Annotated in this window: 9 protein-coding genes; 7 read left to right on the top strand and 2 right to left on the bottom strand. The window is 28.1% G+C overall.

What is annotated here, in order from left to right; genetic code table 11:
• Positions 1-180: 180 nt before the first annotated feature.
• The 4 genes from rpoB to purH all read left to right on the top strand — a co-directional run bounded on the left by rpoB (position 181) and on the right by purH (position 11154).
• Positions 181-4209, top strand: a complete 4029-nt coding sequence (gene rpoB / locus BAKON_RS00180; protein WP_014499207.1) for a DNA-directed RNA polymerase subunit beta — start codon at positions 181-183, stop codon at positions 4207-4209.
• A 54-nt stretch (positions 4210-4263) separates the two neighbouring features.
• Complete coding sequence (gene rpoC, locus BAKON_RS00175; RefSeq protein WP_014499206.1) at positions 4264-8487, top strand: DNA-directed RNA polymerase subunit beta'; 4224 nt, start codon at positions 4264-4266, stop codon at positions 8485-8487.
• 682 nt (positions 8488-9169) lie between these two features.
• The gene (locus BAKON_RS00170; protein WP_014499205.1) at positions 9170-9442 is read left to right on the top strand and encodes an HU family DNA-binding protein; all 273 of its coding nucleotides are present in this window, start codon (positions 9170-9172) and stop codon (positions 9440-9442) included.
• Between the two features lie 143 nt (positions 9443-9585).
• Positions 9586-11154 carry a bifunctional phosphoribosylaminoimidazolecarboxamide formyltransferase/IMP cyclohydrolase gene (purH, locus tag BAKON_RS00165; protein WP_014499204.1) on the top strand — a complete coding sequence of 523 codons (1569 nt, stop codon included), beginning with the start codon at positions 9586-9588 and terminating at the stop codon, positions 11152-11154.
• Positions 11155-11276: 122 nt separating this feature from the next.
• Here purH and metE read toward each other — a convergent pair whose 3' ends face one another.
• On the bottom strand, positions 11277-13553 hold the full coding sequence (metE, locus tag BAKON_RS00160; protein ID WP_014499203.1) for a 5-methyltetrahydropteroyltriglutamate--homocysteine S-methyltransferase: 2277 nt from the start codon (positions 13551-13553) through the stop codon (positions 11277-11279).
• A gap of 142 nt (positions 13554-13695) precedes the next feature.
• Between metE and metR the strand changes: the two genes are divergently transcribed.
• Positions 13696-14607: an HTH-type transcriptional regulator MetR gene (metR, locus tag BAKON_RS00155; protein WP_014499202.1), complete on the top strand. Its 912-nt coding sequence runs from the start codon at positions 13696-13698 to the stop codon at positions 14605-14607.
• Between the two features lie 38 nt (positions 14608-14645).
• Here the strand turns inward: metR and BAKON_RS00150 are convergent, their stop codons facing one another.
• On the bottom strand, positions 14646-15440 hold the full coding sequence (locus BAKON_RS00150; protein ID WP_014499201.1) for a Cof-type HAD-IIB family hydrolase: 795 nt from the start codon (positions 15438-15440) through the stop codon (positions 14646-14648).
• A 168-nt stretch (positions 15441-15608) separates the two neighbouring features.
• Here BAKON_RS00150 and glmU point away from each other — a divergent pair, with 168 nt between their 5' ends.
• A complete protein-coding gene (gene glmU / locus BAKON_RS00145; protein WP_014499200.1) occupies positions 15609-16985 on the top strand; it encodes a bifunctional UDP-N-acetylglucosamine diphosphorylase/glucosamine-1-phosphate N-acetyltransferase GlmU in 1377 nt (458 codons plus the stop codon).
• A gap of 72 nt (positions 16986-17057) precedes the next feature.
• On the top strand, positions 17058-18884 hold the full coding sequence (glmS, locus tag BAKON_RS00140; protein ID WP_014499199.1) for a glutamine--fructose-6-phosphate transaminase (isomerizing): 1827 nt from the start codon (positions 17058-17060) through the stop codon (positions 18882-18884).
• The last annotated feature ends 78 nt before the right edge of the window (positions 18885-18962 follow it).

Raw genomic sequence — 18962 nt, 5'->3', positions numbered from 1 at the left:
GGCTGGTGGTTTTAATTCACCAGCCTTTTTGATCAAAAAATTCAAATTATTTTCTAAAAATATTTAATAAAAGAATTACAAAATACAATTAAAATTCTTAAAAAATATTAACAATATCTCCCCTTCAGAGAAAAAGATAAATGAATTTTCAACTTATCTGTCAACGAGCTTAGGAACCCCATGGTTTACTCTTATACTGAAAAAAAACGTATTCGTAAAGATTTTGGCAAACGTCCTAAAGTTTTAGATATACCATATCTTCTTTCGATTCAATTAGATTCTTTTAAAAAATTTATTAAACCAGATTTAGAAGGTCAACACGGATTAGAGGCAGCATTTCGTTCTGTATTTCCTATTCGCGGTTACAATGGAAATTCTGAACTTCAATATGTAAGTTACCGTTTAGGAGAAACAATATTTGACGTAAAAGAATGTCAAACAAGAGGTGCTACTTATTCAGCACCTTTAAGAGTAAGATTACGCCTGGTCATCTATGAACGTGACATATTGGAAGCTACTGTTAAAGATATCAAAGAACAAGAAGTTTATATGGGTGAAATTCCTTTAATGACAAATAATGGAACATTCATAATAAACGGAACAGAAAGAGTAGTTGTTTCTCAGTTGCATCGTAGTCCTGGAGTTTTTTTTGATAGTGATAAAGGTAAAACTCACTCTTCAGGAAAGGTTCTCTATAATGCTCGAATTATTCCTTATAGAGGATCTTGGTTAGATTTTGAATTCGATCCAAAAGATAATTTGTTTGTCAGAATTGATAGACGTAGAAAACTACCAGTGAGTATTATTTTACGTGCTCTTAATTATAATACAGAAGAAATATTAAATATCTTTTTTAAAAAAAATATTTTTAAAATAAAAAACGATAAGATTGTATTAGAATTAGTTCCGGAAAGACTTCGTGGCGAAACTGCATCGTTTAATATTAAAAAAAATGGGAAAATATATGTCGAAAAAGGACGTCGTATCACAGCTAGACATATTCAAGAATTAAAAAATCATAAAATAAAATCTATTACAGTTCCTGTTGAATATATTTTAGGAAGAATTATATCTAAAAACTATATAGATGAAAAAACAGGTGAAACAATTGTATTTTCTAATACAGAATTATCTTTAGAAATATTAGAAAAATTAAAAAAATCAGGTTTTTATTCTATCGAAACACTATTTACTAATGATTTGGATCATGGTCCATATATATCAGAAACATTGCGAATAGATTCGGCTAATGATCGAATGAGTGCTTTAATAGAAATTTACCGAGTTATGAGACCCGGAGAGCCTCCTACTAAAGAAGCTACAGAAAATTTATTTGAAAATTTATTTTTTTCTGAAGATAGATATGATCTTTCTTCTGTTGGTAGAATGAAATTTAATAGATCTCTTCTACGTGAAGAAATTGAAGGTTCAGGTACTTTAGATAAAGAAGATATTATTGATGTGATAAAAAAAATTATCGATATCCGTAATGGGAAAGGAGAAGTAGATGATATTGATCATTTAGGAAATCGACGTGTTAGATCTGTTGGTGAAATGGCTGAGAATCAATTCAGAATCGGTTTGGTAAGAGTAGAAAGAGCGGTTAAAGAAAGATTATCTATTGGTGACTTAGATACTATTATGCCACAAGATATGATTAATCCTAAACCAATATCAGCTGCTGTTAAAGAATTTTTTGGTTCGAGTCAATTATCACAATTCATGGATCAAAATAATCCTTTATCAGAAATCACGCATAAAAGACGAATTTCAGCATTAGGTTTAGGAGGTCTAACTAGAGAAAGAGCAGGTTTTGAAGTTAGAGACGTCCATCCAACTCACTACGGACGTGTGTGTCCTATAGAAACACCAGAAGGTCCAAATATTGGATTAATTAACTCTTTATCTGTATATGCTCAAACAAACTCATATGGTTTTTTAGAAACACCTTATCGAAAAGTTCGAAAAGGCTTAGTTACTGAAGAAATTAATTACTTATCTGCTATAGAAGAAGGTAATTATATTATCGCTCAAGCTAATACTAATATTGATAAAACTGGTTTTTTTACTGATGACTTAGTAACTTGTCGACATAAAGGTGAATCTAGCTTATTTAACCGTAATCAAGTTAATTATATGGATGTTTCGACACAACAAATTGTATCTGTTGGTGCGTCTTTGATTCCTTTTCTTGAACATGATGATGCAAATAGAGCATTAATGGGTGCTAATATGCAACGTCAAGCAGTACCTACTCTTAAAGCAGACAAACCCTTAGTTGGAACTGGAATGGAACGAGCAGTAGCAGTAGATTCTGGTGTTACGGCAGTAGCTAAAAGAAGTGGTTTTATTCAATATGTAGATGCTTCTCGTATAGTAATTAAAGTAGATGAACAAGAAATGTATTCAGGAGAAGCTGGCATAGATATCTATAATTTAACTAAATATACTCGATCCAATCAAAATACTTGTATCAATCAACAACCATGTGTAAATTTAGGTGAAAAAATTAAAAAAGGTGATGTTCTAGCAGATGGACCATCTACTGATTTAGGAGAGCTTGCATTAGGACAAAATATGCGCGTAGCATTTATGCCTTGGAATGGATACAATTTTGAAGATTCAATTCTTGTCTCGGAAAGAGTTGTTCAAGAAGACCGATTTACTACAATTCATATTCAAGAACTATCGTGCATATCACGAGACACCAAATTAGGTGCAGAAGAAATCAGTTCAGACATACCTAATGTAGGTGAAGCTGCATTATCTAAATTAGATGAATCTGGAATTGTTTATATTGGAGCAGAAGTAACTGGGGGTGACATACTAGTTGGAAAAGTAACTCCAAAAGGAGAAACGCAATTAACACCAGAAGAAAAATTATTACGTGCTATTTTTGGTGAAAAAGCATCAGATGTAAAAGATTCTTCATTAAGAGTTCCTAATGGAGTATCAGGAACTGTAATAGATGTTCAAATATTTACAAGAGATGGTGTAAAAAAGGACAAAAGAGCTTTAGAAATCGAAGACATGCAACTTAAAAAAATTAAAAAAGATCTTACCGAAGAATTTAAAATATTTGAATCTAGTTTATTTACTCATATCAAAAAAACTTTTATATCTTTTAATATTGAAATAGAGAAACTTAATACACTACCTTTTGAAAAATGGTTTTCTATAGATATTAAAGAAAAAGACAAAAAAAAAGAAATAGAAAAACTTGCGAAACAACATAATGAATTAAAAGAAGAATTTAATAAAAAAATTGAAATAAAACGTCGAAAAATTACACAAGGAGACGATCTTGCTCCAGGTGTTTTGAAAATAGTTAAAGTATATTTAGCAGTTAAACGTCAAATTCAACCTGGTGATAAAATGGCAGGAAGACATGGTAATAAAGGAGTAATTTCTAAAATCAATCCTATTGAAGATATGCCTTATGATGAAAATGGTATACCAGTTGATATTGTTTTAAACCCATTAGGTGTTCCCTCACGTATGAATATTGGACAAATATTAGAGACTCATTTAGGAATGGCAGCAAAAGGTATTGGTGATAAAATAAATTACATGCTTAAAACACAAGAAAAAATATCTAATTTACGAAAATTTATCCAAAAAGCTTTTAACTTAGGAGATAACTTGCGTCAAAAAATAGACTTAGATAAATTTTCAAACGAAGAAATATTATGTTTAGCAAAAAACTTAAAAAACGGCATTCCTATTGCTACACCTGTATTTGATGGGGCCCAAGAAAATGAAATAAAAAAAATGTTGAAATTTGCAGGTTTACCTACTTCTGGACAAATTACACTTTTTGACGGAAGGACAGGAGAAAAATTTGAAAGACCTGTTACAGTTGGTTATATGTACATGTTGAAATTAAATCATTTAGTAGATGACAAAATGCATGCTCGTTCTACTGGTTCTTACAGTTTAGTAACTCAACAACCACTAGGTGGAAAAGCTCAATTTGGTGGACAACGTTTCGGTGAAATGGAAGTTTGGGCACTAGAAGCGTATGGAGCTTCTTATACACTACAAGAGATGTTAACTGTCAAATCTGATGATGTCAACGGAAGAACTAAAATGTATAAAAATATTGTAGATGGGAATCATCAAATGGAACCTGGAATGCCAGAATCTTTTAATGTACTTTTAAAAGAAATTCGATCATTAGGTATTAATATTGAATTAGAAAGTGAATAAAAAATATTTATATATTTATTATCCTAAAAATTTTACTCCAACGAGAGCTAATATGTGAAAGATTTACTAAAATTTCTAAAATCCCAAACTAAAAATGAAGATTTTGATGCTATTAAAATCTCTTTAGCTTCACCTGATATGATTAGATCTTGGTCATTTGGCGAGGTTAAAAAACCTGAAACTATTAATTATCGTACATTTAAGCCTGAACGAGATGGGTTATTTTGTGCCCGTATTTTTGGTCCAGTAAAAGATTATGAATGTTTATGTGGTAAATATAAAAGATTAAAACATCGAGGTGTAATTTGTGAAAAATGTGGTGTTGAAGTAACACAAAGCAAAGTTCGACGCGAACGAATGGGTCATATAGAACTTTCTTCACCTACAGCTCATATTTGGTTTTTAAAATCTTTACCATCACGAATAGGTTTGTTGTTAGATATGCCTTTAAGAGATATTGAAAGAGTATTATATTTTGAATCTTATGTTGTTGTAGAAACAGGAATGACTAATCTTGAAAAACGTCAAATTTTAACTGAAGAACAGTATCTAGATTCATTAGAAGAATTTGGAGATGAATTCCACGCTACAATGGGAGCAGAAGCTATTCAATTTCTTTTAAAAGATATTAATTTAGTACAAGAATGTAATACATTAAGAATAGAATTAAATGAAACCAACTCTGAAACAAAAAGAAAAAAACTAACAAAACGAATTAAATTATTAGAATCTTTCATTCAATCTCATAACAAACCTGAGTGGATGATTCTCAATGTATTACCAGTATTACCACCTGATTTAAGACCATTAGTACCATTAGATGGAGGCAGATTTGCAACATCAGATTTAAATGATTTATATCGTCGGGTAATTAATAGAAATAATCGTCTTAAACGTTTATTAGATTTAGCAGCTCCTGACATAATTGTACGTAATGAGAAAAGAATGTTGCAAGAAGCAGTAGATGCTTTATTAGATAATGGTAGAAGAGGGAGAGCTATTACTGGATCAAATAAAAGACCTCTGAAGTCATTGGCAGATATGATTAAAGGAAAACAAGGACGATTTCGACAAAATCTTCTTGGAAAACGAGTAGATTATTCTGGTCGTTCAGTGATTACTGTAGGTCCTTATCTTCATTTGCATCAATGTGGTTTGCCAAAAAAAATGGCATTAGAACTTTTTAAACCATTCATATATGGAAAATTAGAAGTTCGCGGTCTAGCAACTACTATTAAAGCAGCAAAAAAAATGGTAGAAAGAGAAGAAGCGGTAGTATGGGATATTTTAGATGAAGTAATTCGTGAACATCCAGTTCTTTTAAATCGTGCACCTACTTTACATAGATTAGGCATACAAGCATTTGAACCTGTTCTTATAGAAGGAAAAGCAATTCAACTTCATCCATTAGTATGTGCGGCTTACAATGCTGATTTTGATGGAGATCAAATGGCAGTCCATGTTCCATTAACTCTAGAATCACAGTTAGAAGCTAGAGCTTTAATGATGTCAACTAATAATATTTTATCGCCAGCTAATGGAGAACCAATTATCGTACCTTCTCAAGATGTCGTTTTAGGTCTGTATTATATGACTCGCGAAAAAATTAATGGAAAGGGAGAAGGTATGTTATTAGATGGTTCTAATGAAGCAGAAAAAGTCTATCGTTTAGGTATTGCTGAATTGCATGCATTAGTGAAAGTAAGAATAATAGAATATAAAAAAAATAAAGATAACAGTTTTACTGCGATAAAAAAAATAATTCCTACTACTGTAGGCCGAGCAATTTTATGGATGATTATTCCTAAAGGACTTCCTTTTAGTATTGTTAATCAAACTTTAGGAAAAAAAGACATTTCTAAAATGCTTAATACTTGTTATCGTATTTTAGGACTTAAACCTACCGTTTTTTTTGCTGATCAAATTATGTATACTGGTTTTGCTTATGCAGCAAGATCAGGAGCCTCAGTCGGTATTGATGATATGGTAATACCAGAAAAAAAAGCAAATATTATCAATGAAGCAGAAATTGAAGTTGCTGAGATACAGGAACAATTTCAATCTGGATTAGTCACAGCAGGTGAAAGATATAATAAAGTTATTGACATTTGGGCAGCCGCTAATGAACGAGTAGCAAAAGCTATGATGGAAAACTTATCTACAGAATCTGTTACAAACAAAAAAGGTCAAATACAAAAACAAATATCTTTTAATAGTATATTCATGATGGCTGATTCAGGAGCACGTGGTTCTGCTGCACAAATTCGTCAACTAGCTGGTATGAGAGGATTAATGGCAAAACCTGATGGTTCTATTATTGAAACACCAATCACAGCTAATTTTCGAGAAGGTTTAAATGTATTACAATATTTTATTTCTACTCATGGTGCACGAAAAGGATTAGCAGATACAGCTCTAAAAACAGCTAATTCTGGATATTTAACACGTCGTCTAGTAGATGTAGCACAAGATTTAGTTATAACACAAGATGATTGTCGAACACATGAAGGTATTTTAATGACTCCATTAATTGAAGGAGGCGATGTAAAAGAACCATTACGTGAACGCGTTTTAGGTCGTGTCACCGCAGAAAACGTTTTCATTCCAAATACCAAAAATATATTAATTAAAAGGAATACACTATTAAATGAGCAATGGTGTGATCTTTTAGAATATAATTCTATAGATAATGTAAAAGTAAGATCAGTAGTCAATTGTGATACTGATTTTGGTGTTTGCGCTTATTGTTATGGTAGGGATTTAGCCCGGGGAAATTTAGTTAATAAAGGAGAAGCAATTGGAGTTATTGCGGCTCAATCTATAGGAGAACCAGGCACACAGCTAACGATGAGAACCTTCCATATTGGAGGTGCAGCATCAAGAGCTGCAGCAGAATCTAGTATTCAAGTAAAAAACCAAGGTATTATAAACCTTAATAACGCAAAATCTGTCACTAATTCTACTGGAAAAATAGTTATTACTTCAAGAAATGTAGAACTTAATATTATTGATAATTTTGGCAGAACAAAAGAAAGCTATAAAGTTCCTTATGGAGCCATTATGGCTAAAGGAAATGGTGAAAAAGTAAATGCTGGAGAAACTGTTGCAAAATGGGATCCACATACCATGCCAGTTATTACTGAAGTAAATGGTTTAGTTCGTTTCGTAGATATGATTGACGGTCAAAGTATTACAAGACAAGCAGATGAATTAACAGGATTGTCTTCTATAGTGATATTAGATACAGCAGAAAGAATGTCCATTGGAAAAGATTTAAGACCAGCATTAAAAATTGTTGATTCTAATGGAAAAGATGTTCTTATTTCAGGAACAGATATGCCTGCACAATATTTTTTACCCGGGAAAGCAATTGTTCAACTTGATGATGGAGTTCAAATCAGTTCTGGTGACACATTAGCACGAGTTCCACAAGAATCTGGAGGAACTAAAGATATAACTGGTGGACTACCAAGAGTTGCAGATTTATTTGAAGCTAGACGTCCAAAAGAACTAGCAATTTTAGCTGAAATTAGTGGAATTATATCTTTTGGAAAAGAAACTAAAGGAAAAAGAAGATTAGTTATTACACCAGTGGATGGAAGTGATTCTTATGAAGAAATGATCCCAAAGTGGAGACAATTAAACGTATTTGAAGGTGAAAGAGTCGAAAGAGGTGATGTCGTATCTGATGGACCAGAATCACCACATGATATCCTTCGATTAAGAGGGGTACAAGCTGTGACAAGGTATATCGTAAACGAAGTACAAGAAGTATATCGTCTACAAGGTGTTAAAATTAATGATAAACATATTGAAGTAATCATCAGACAAATGTTACGAAAAGCCACTATAGTTAGATCAGGAGATTCTGATTTTTTAGACGGTGAGCAAGTTGAATTTTCTCGTATAAAAATTTCAAATCGCATATTAGATAAGAAAAAGAAAAAAAAAGCTACTTTTTCAAGAGATTTATTAGGAATCACTAAAGCATCACTTGCAACAGAATCTTTTATATCTGCTGCTTCTTTTCAAGAAACAACAAGAGTATTAACTGAATCTGCAGTCGCAGGAAAAAAAGATGAATTAAGAGGATTGAAAGAAAATGTAATTGTTGGACGTTTAATTCCTGCAGGAACAGGATATGCATATCATAAAGAACGCTTAAATCGTCGTCAAAAAAAACATAACAATTCAACAGTTAGCAGTTCCCAAATTAGTGCCGAAGAAGCCTCTGCTAGTCTTTCAGAATTATTAAATTCTGCTCTGATAGAAAAATAAATTATCTTTAATTTTTATATATATCTACATTATGGCTGCTCTTAAAAGCAGCCACAGTAAAAATATCACAGTTTTATATTATAAAACATGAAAATGTTTTATAAAATACAATCATGATTTTTAAAAAATAATTTCTTTAATATAGTTTTTTTCTAATATTCTTGTCATTCTTCAAAAGAATTGATTGTATTTCATATATTTTAAACAGAATTTTGTTTTTAAAAACTATATTTTTTTAAAAATTTAATCACTTATTTATATTAAAAAAATTGAATTATATTGTAAAAAAAACTATTTAATTTGAATTGAATAAAAATAGTATCAAAATTAATAATAATGTTTTTTAAATAAAAAAGATAGTTTCTTTAAAAATAAATATATGATTTTCATATAGTATCTTTTTCATAATTTTTAGATGTATTATATATTAAATTTTTTCAATCATAATTTTTACCCTAATTCTTCTGTCTTTTTATATTGTTTTATATAAATATAAGAATTTTTAATCAATATAAAATCATGTGATATGAAAAATATACTTTTTATTTTTATATTAAATCTATATAGAAAAACTTACGATACAAAAAGATATAGTTTTAATACAAATTATTCTATCTAAATTTATAAAAATAATATCTGAATAAATTATTATCTTTTACATTAAAATAAAAAAGGAAAAATAATGAATAAAACTCAATTAATCAACGTTATCTCTAAAAAATCTAATTTATCTAAAATACAAGCCAAATTGACTTTAGAAACAACACTATCAACTATTATTGATTCTTTAAAAAAAGGTGAATCTGTACAAATAGTTGGATTTGGGACTTTTAAAGTTAATTTAAGATCATCCCGCACAGGACGCAATCCTCAAACAGGACAAGAAATACATATCCCCGCTACAAAAGTTCCTAGTTTTACATCTGGTAAAACGTTAAAAAATGCAATTAAATAATTATAAATTATAAAAAATTTAAAGGGGCATTGCGCCCCTCGCAAAACAAATATTATATATTTAAAATAACATTAATATTAAAAAATATCTTTATATTATATAACAAAAAAACTTAAATTTTTATTAAAATAAGAAAATATATTATGCTATCAAATAACCTTATAAAAAATGCCTTAATTAGTGTTTCAGATAAAACAAATATTTTAAAAATTGCAAAAATATTAATAAAAAACAAAATTAATTTATTTTCAACAGGCGGAACTGCTTATATTTTAAAAAAAAATAATATACTTGTTACAGAAATATCAGATTATACAAAATTTCCTGAAATAATGGATGGACGAATTAAAACATTACATCCTAAAATCATGGGTGGAATTTTAAGAAGAGAAGATAAAGATCAAGAAGTTATGAAATTATATAATATTTGTCCAATAGATATAGTTATCGTAAATTTTTACCCATTTGAAAAAACACAAAATATCGAAAAAAATAATATAGATAATGTTATAAATAATATTGACATAGGCGGACCCACACTCGTGCGTGCTTCTGCAAAAAATTATAAGAATGTTATAGTGATAGTAGACCTCAATGACTTTCAATCTATTATTGATAGTATTAATAATAATACTATGAATATAGAAAAAAGATTTGCTTTAGCATCTAAAGCATTTGAATACACGTTATCTTATGAAAAAATTATTTCACAATATTTTATCAAAAAAAATACTTCTTATAAAAAAAGTTTATTTCCTAAAGAAATGAACTTTTCTTTTATAAAAAAACAAGATTTAAGATATGGCGAAAATCATCATCAAAAAGCATCTTTTTATATAGAAAAAAATATATGTGAATCTGGAACTATTAGTACAGCACATCAAATTCAAGGAAAAACTTTGTCATACAATAATATATCAGACTCTGATATCGCTTTAGAATGTGTAAAAGAATTTAGTAAACCTGCATGTGCTATTGTAAAACATGGTAATCCTTGTGGTGTTGCAGTCAATGATTGTATTTTAGATGCATATTTATCTGCATATTATGCAGATCCTATTTCAGCATTTGGAGGCATAATTGCTTTTAACTATACACTAGATGAAAAAACAGCTCAAACAATCATGAATAAACAATTTGTTGAAGTTATTATTGCTCCTGAAATAAACAATTTAGCATTAAAAATATTAGAAAAAAAACAAAATATAAGAGTGCTTTTAACTGGAAAATTGAACAGAAATAAAATAGGACTAGATTTAAAAAAAATTACTAATGGATTGCTAGTGCAAGAATACGATTCTTATCATATAGATTACGAATCATGGAGTTTTGTTACAAAACGCACTCCAACAAAAAAGGAACTGAAAGACTCTATCTTCTGTTGGAAAGTAGCTAAATTTGTAAAATCAAATGCAATCGTATATGGTCGTAATGAAGTTACTATTGGAATAGGTGCTGGTCAAATGAGTAGAATTTATTCAACTAAATTGGCTAATATAAAAGTAAAAGATCAAGGTTTTAATGTTGTTGGTGCAATTATGGCTTCTGATGCTTTTTTCCCTTTTAGAGATGGAATAGATAGTGCTGCTTCTGTTGGCATTAGTTGTATAATTCAACCAGGAGGTTCTATACGTGATCAAGAAATCATCAAAGCTGCAAATGAACATAATATAACAATGATTTTTACTAATAAGCGTCATTTTAAACATTAAATTTTCATAATTTTTAAAAGATATAAAAAATTATAATATTAAATCATCATTTAGATTTTTTCAAACACTCTAAAAGATGATTTAATATTAAATAGGATCATAAAAATTAAAAATACATCAATCTAATCAAAATGACTTTCATTAATTTTTTCTCTTATTTTTTTTGCTGCTTCAACCATATTTTTTAAGGCTGATATTGTTTCGTTCCAATTTCTTGTTTTTAAACCGCAATCTGGATTGACCCAAATACGTTTTAAAGGAATATATTGCATTGCTTTATTTAAAAGCATAATTATAGATTTTACGCTTGGTATGTTAGAAGTATGAATATCATAAACTCCTGGACCTACTTCATTAGGATATTTAAATTCCTTGAATGATTCCAGTAATTCCATATCTGAACGAGCTGTTTCAATTGTAATCACATCAGCATCTAATAATGCAATCGAATGCATTATATCATTAAATTCACAGTAGCACATATGTGTATGAATTTGCGTGGTGTTTTTAACACCTGAAGCACTTAAACGAAATGCATTGACTGCCCAAGATAGATATTCATGCCAAGAACTTTTTAGTAAAGGCAAACCTTCTCGTAATGCTGGTTCATCAATTTGAATTATTTCTATTTTTTCTCTTTCTAGATCAAGAACTTCGTCATGTAATGCTAAAGCAATTTGTGTTGCAATTTTTTTTAAGGAAATGTCTTCTCTAGGAAAAGACCAAAACAAAATTGTCACTGGTCCCGTCAACATTCCTTTAACTGGTTTTTTAGTTAGAGATTGAGCATATTTAGACCATTCTATAGTAATTGGTTTTGGACGACTAATATCTCCAATAATAATAGGAGGTTTTACACAACGTGAGCCATAACTCTGCACCCATCCATTATCTGTAAATACAAATCCATCTAAATGTTCACCAAAATATTCTACCATATCATTTCTTTCAGCTTCACCATGAACTAAAACATCTATATCTAATTCTTCTTGTATTTTTATGACTTTTCTTATATGTCTTTTAATTCCTTTTGTATATTCTTCTTTTTCTATTAATCCTAATTTAAAATCACGTCGTAATTTTCTTATATTAATAGTTTGAGGAAAAGATCCAATGGTGGTTGTCGGTAAAAGAGGTAAATTAAATTTTTTATTCTGTTCTATAGATCGAATTTTGTAAGAATTTAAACGTTGATATTTATCAATTGAAATATTAGATAAACGGTTTTCTATTTCAGAATTATGCACTCTTTTAGAAAAAATACGTTCATGAATAGGCAAACTCCATTTTTTAATCGCATCTATATTATCATTATTTAAAGCACTAGATAATAATTTTAACTCTATACATTTTTGAACGGCAAAAGAAAACCATTGTTTGACTTCTTTATCTAAATTTTTTTCTGTTTCTAAATCGATTGGAGTATGTAATAAAGAACAAGATGAACCAATTAATATTTTTTTATGATTTTTTGAAATTGATTGAATAGATTTAAACCATTTCACAAGATCAGAACGCCAAATATTTCGACCATTAATAACCCCTAAAGATAACATCCATTCTGATGGTATTTTAGAAATAAAATTTGTTAAATCATATTTTCCAAAAACTAAATCAATATGAATTCCCTGAATAGGGAGATCATGAATAAAGTCTATATTATGCTCGATACCACCAAAATATGTTGTGAGCAATATTTTTGTTATACCAAATAGTTCTTTATAAACGTAAGAGTAAGCATTCTTCCATTTTTTTGGCAATTCTAAAACTAATGCAGGTTCGTCTATTTGAACAAAATCAACACCACGTTTAGATAATTCTTTTAAAACATATTTATATATTGGAATGATATCTTTTAAAATATCAAGACGATCAAAATACTCTCCTTTTACTTTTCCTAACCAAAGATATGTAATTGGACCTAAAAGTATAGGTTTAACTTTATATCCTAGTAATAATGCTTCATCTACTTCGTCTAGAATTTGTTTCCAAGAAAACTTTAAAACTTTATTTTTATAGAACTCAGGTACAATATAATGATAATTAGTATTAAACCATTTAGTCATTTCTGAAGCTGGCACATCTGGAGAAAAGCCTCGTGCGATACGAAATAAACAATTTAAATCAATAGAATTAATAAGATCATTATGTCTTTCTGGAATGTTTCCTAACATCATACTTGTAGTTAATACATGATCATACCAAGCAAAGTCTCCAACTGGAATATAATCAATTCCAGATTCTTTTTGTTTTTTCCAATTCTTTTTTCTCAATTCATAACCAACTGATAAAAGATCTTGAAGTGCAAGTTCACCAGACCAGTATTTTTCTTGAGCTTTTTTTAATTCACGATTTAATCCTATTCTTGGAAAGCCAAGAGTATGATTTAAAATTGTCATTTTAAATATCCTATTTTTTATAATTAAATTTTTTATTTAAACATAATTTATAATTGCTTTATATAAAATATATATCCTATAATTCTAGTATCAAAGAAAATTAGCAAGCGTAAATAGTTAATTCTCGATATGAAGGAATCTCATGATTGAAATAAAACATCTTCGAACATTACAAGCGTTAAAAAATAATGGTTCATTGAGTGCAGCTGCAATTCAACTTCATCAAACACAATCTGCAATATCGCATCAATGTAACCAATTGGAAAAAAAAATAGGATTTAAGTTATTCATCAGAAAAAGTAATCCTATAATATTTACAATACAAGGTAAAATTCTACTTCAATTATCTGAAGAAATACTACCTAAAATACAAAAAGCAATAAAATCATGTGCAGATTCTCATCATGCGATTGTTCGATTAGCTATTGAATGTCATAGTTGCATTCAATGGTTAACACCAGCATTAGAAGTTTTTCAAAAAAAATATTCAAAAGTAAAAATAGATTTTTATTCTGATATGACTTTCAGTCCTCAACCATTTCTACAACAAGGAAAGCTTGATATTGTATTAACTTCTGAAGTATTACCAAGAAGTAATTTATTTTATGTGCCAATGTTCGATTTTGAAGTTCGACTAGTTTTATCTCCTAAGCATCCTCTTGTATTAAAAAAACATAATATCACACCAGAAGATCTTGCATCTGAAATATTAATGACTTATCCTGTTCAACGAAATAGACTAGATATATGGAAACACTTTTTGCAACCATCTGGTATTATACCTATTTTTAAAAATGTGAATAATACATTACTTTTAATTCAAATGGTATCCGCGCAAATGGGGATTGCTGCGCTACCTCATTGGGTAGTAGATAATTTTGAACGCCAAGGTTTAATCGTAACAAAAAGAATAGGAAACGGAATATGGGGACGATTATATACAGCTATACGCAATGGTGAACAAAAGGAAAAAGTAATACAAGATTTTATTCATTCTATATGTTTACACGCTTCTACTCATTTGCAATTTATTCGTAATGTATTTAAAAAATAATAGTTTTTATTAAATTAGCAATATATTTTTCTTGTTTTCTATAAATATTTTTTTAAACATTTTGCAACACCGTCATTATCATTACTTTCAATAATTTCGACATGTGGCAATGCATTTTTTAAACGTAAATCTGCATTTTTCATAATATATGCTTTTCCAGCAATACTTAGCATATCCTGATCATTCATTCCATCTCCAAAAGCAATACAATTATTTAACGAAATACCTAATAGATTAGATATTAATTTTAATCCATGACCTTTTGAAGTAGTTCCTGATACAATTTCAAGACAACCTGGAACTGAAAAATTAATATGAATTTTATTTCCATAACAATTTATGATTTTTCTTTTAAGCATTGATAATTTTTGAAAATTTTTACTTGTAAAAAAAATTTTACTAATATTTTGAAAAATAAAATTATCTGGATGAAAAAATTGATATTCTAATGATGATAAAGCAGAACAAAAATTATTATTTATTTTTTTATTATTTATATACCATTGATTATTTTGATATATCTGAGTAATAATTTCTGTGTCAAAATATTTTATTCTACAAAGTTTTGAAGCGATATCCTCTTCTAAATTATCACTAAATATTATTTTATTATCTAAATTATAAATTTTAGCTCCATTAGAAGTAATCATAAAAATATTTATTTTTAAACTGTCCCTAATTTCCATAACATCTATATAATGACGACCTGAAGCAAAAACAAAATAAAAATTTTTTTCTATTAACAACTTTATAATTTTTTGAGTATACGTTGTTATTTTGTTTTCCGAAGAAAGCAAGGTGCCGTCTAAATCTACTGCAATAATTTTACACATAAAAAATCCTAATAAAATATAATATATACATATGTTTGCATATAAAAATTATGTATTAAAAAGTATACATTTTCAAATTTAAAAATTTAAAATATAAAAAAAAATAATTTATAATTAATTGAAGCTATTCGGTTAAAAATATTTTTATTTAATAAAAAAAGGGTGTTTATGTTAAAAAAAGAAATGATTGTGGTAATACTTGCAGCTGGAAAAGGAACTAGAATGAAATCTAATTATCCTAAAGTACTGCATTTTTTAGGGGGAAAAACGATTTTAGAATATGTAATACAAACTGCTCAATCTATAAAACCTAAAAAAATTATATTAGTTTGCAGTGATCGAAAAAAATTCATTTTATCTAAAACTCATGATATTCCAATGGAATGGATAATACAAAAAAAACCACAAGGAACAGGTCAAGCTATACTACTAGCAATAAAAGAAATTTCAGATGATAAAAATATATTAGTTTTATATGGAGATATGCCATGTATTTCATTAGAATCAATAAAAAATTTACAACATTCTAAAAAAAAATCAACAATTAGTTTATTAACTACAAAAGTAAAAAATCCTGATGGATATGGACGTATTTTACGGGAAAAACGAAAAGTTATTGGTATAATAGAGGAACAAGATGCTACTGATAAACAAAAAAATATTAAAGAAATATACTCAGGCATTTTTATAGCTAAGAGTAAAGATTTAAAAAGATGGTTAGAAAAAGTTGATAAAAAAAATAATAAAAAAGAGTTTTATGCCACAGATATTATATCTTTAGCCTCTATAGAAGGTAGTGTTATTAGAACAGTACAACCCTTAAATTACAAAGAAACATTAGGAATAAATAATAAATTACAATTATCTATTTTAGAAAAAATTTTTCAAAAAAAAGAAATTGATCAATTGCTTATTAACGGGGTTACAATAAAAGATCCATCTCATTTTATTCTAAGAGGAACATTAAAACATGGTAAAAATGTTGAAATAGATACTGGAGTTATTCTAGAAAAAAATGTTATTTTAGGTGATGATGTTAAAATTGGTCCTGGATGTATTATTAGAAATAGTATTATTGATAGTAAAACTAATATTGAAGCCTACACAATTATAGAAAATGCTAAAATAGGAAAAAATTGTATTATCGGTCCTTTTTCTCATTTACGATCGAATACTTTTTTGGAAAAAAATGTTCATATAGGAAATTTTGTTGAAATAAAAGATAGTTTTATAAATACAGAATCTAAAGTAAAACACTTAAGTTATCTTGGGAATTCTGAAATTGGTTCTAAAGTTAATATTGGAGCTGGTAGTATTACATGTAATTATGATGGTTCAAATAAATTAAAAACTATTATTGGTGATAATGTTTTAGTCGGTTCTAATACACAACTAGTTGCACCTATAAAAATTGCAAATAATACAACTATTGCAGCAGGTACAACTTTAACAAAAGATGTTAACACACCCTGTTTAGTTTATAATACTAAAGAACAAAAATATAAAAAAAACTGGGTACGTCCTAATAAAATTCATAAAAAATAATTATTTTAATCTATTGAAAAGTATATTTTTTTTAAAATAAAATATCTTAACAAAAAAATAAAAGGTATTAATATGTGCGGTATTGTTGCTGCAGTAACACAACGTAATATTGCCAATTTTCTCATTGATGGCATTAAAAAACTGGAATACCGAGGATATGATTCTTCAGGATTAGCTGTAATAGATAATCAAAATAATATCATTAGAATTCGTTGTGTTGGGAAAGTCAATGAACTTATAAAAAAAACAAATAAAAAAAAAATATTTGGTAATATTGGAGTAGCTCATACTCGATGGGCTACTCATGGAAAAATTTCAAAAGAAAATGCACATCCACATGTTTCTTCAAATATTATTGTTGTACACAATGGAGTTATTGAAAATAATTCTACATTACGTCTTTTTTTGCAAAAAAAAGGATACATGTTTTCTTCTGATACTGATACAGAAGTAATTGCACATTTGTTACATTGGGAACAAAATAAAAAAAAAGATTCATTTAAAACAGTTATACAAAATAGCATAAAAAAATTAGATGGTAATTATAGTATGGTTGTAATAGATAAAAATAATCCTTCAAGATTAATAGCCGCACGTTCTAGAAGTCCACTAATTATAGGATTAGGGATAAAAGAGAATTTTATAGCTTCTGATCAAATCGCATTATTGCACGTAACAAAACGTTTTATATACTTAGAGGAAGGAGATATTGCCATTGTTAAAAAAAAGGAAATTAATATCTTTAACAAAGATAACTCTATAATTCAAAGAAAAGAAATTATATCTAATATAAAGTATCAATCAGCAAAAAAAGGAAAATACAGTCATTACATGGAAAAAGAAATATACGAACAACCTAAATGTATTCAAAACACTTTAAAAAATCGTTTGAAAAACAATAAAGTACATTTTTCTGAATTAGGATTAAAAGAAAATAATATATTTTATAATACAGAACACATTCAAATGGTTGCATGTGGCACCTCATATAATGCAGCAATGGTTTCTAAACATTGGTTTGAATCACTTGCTAATATTCCTTGCGATGTTGAAATTGCATCTGAATTCTCTTCAAGAAAATTAGTTGTAAGAAAAAAAAGTTTATTAATTACTTTATCGCAATCAGGAGAAACTGCTGATACATTATTAGCATTAAGATACTCTAAAAAATTTGGATATTTAGGAAATTTAACTATATGTAATATGGAAAGTTCATCTTTAGTAAAAGAATCTGACTTCTATATATTAACTAAAGCAGGTTTAGAAATAGGAGTAGCTTCAACCAAATCCTTTACGACTCAATTAACTGTTTTACTTATGTTAGTTGCCAATATAACAAACTTAAAAAAAGAAAATAATAATATCTCAAAAAAAATTGTGCAAATATTAAATATTTTACCGATGAGAATTGAAGAAATTTTACAAAAAAATCAATTAATAAAAAATTTAGCCAATACACTAGCTAACAAAAAAAACATGCTATTTCTTGGGAGAGGAAATCAATATCCCATTGCAATGGAAGGAGCATTAAAATTAAAAGAAATTTCTTATATTCATGCTGAAGCGTATCCTTCTGGAGAACTCAAACATGGTCCACTTGCACTAATTGATAAAAATATACCAGTTATTATGATTGCTCCTAAAAATTCTTTATTAGAAAAAAATAAAAAAAATATTAAAGAAATATGTTCTAGAGGAGGTTTAATTTATGTTTTTTCTGATCAAGAATTTTATCATGAAGATAACATAAAAATCATAAAAATTCCGTATGTAGAAGAATTAATAGCACCTATTTTTTATGCAATCCCCTTGCAATTACTAGCTTATTATATTGCATTAAAAAAAGGGAAAAACATTGATCAGCCGAGACATCTTGCTAAATCGGTAACTGTAGAATAAAATTTTTGATTTTATATAAAAAAAGGTATCTTTTATTAAAAAAGAGTATGAGTTTTCAATATAAAAAAAACCTAATCT

The organism is Buchnera aphidicola str. Ak (Acyrthosiphon kondoi) (assembly GCF_000225445.1).
Classification (GTDB): domain Bacteria; phylum Pseudomonadota; class Gammaproteobacteria; order Enterobacterales; family Enterobacteriaceae; genus Buchnera; species Buchnera aphidicola_A.
The sequence above is the reverse complement of the archived record's forward strand: the minus strand, read 5'-3'. Positions and strand labels throughout refer to the sequence as shown.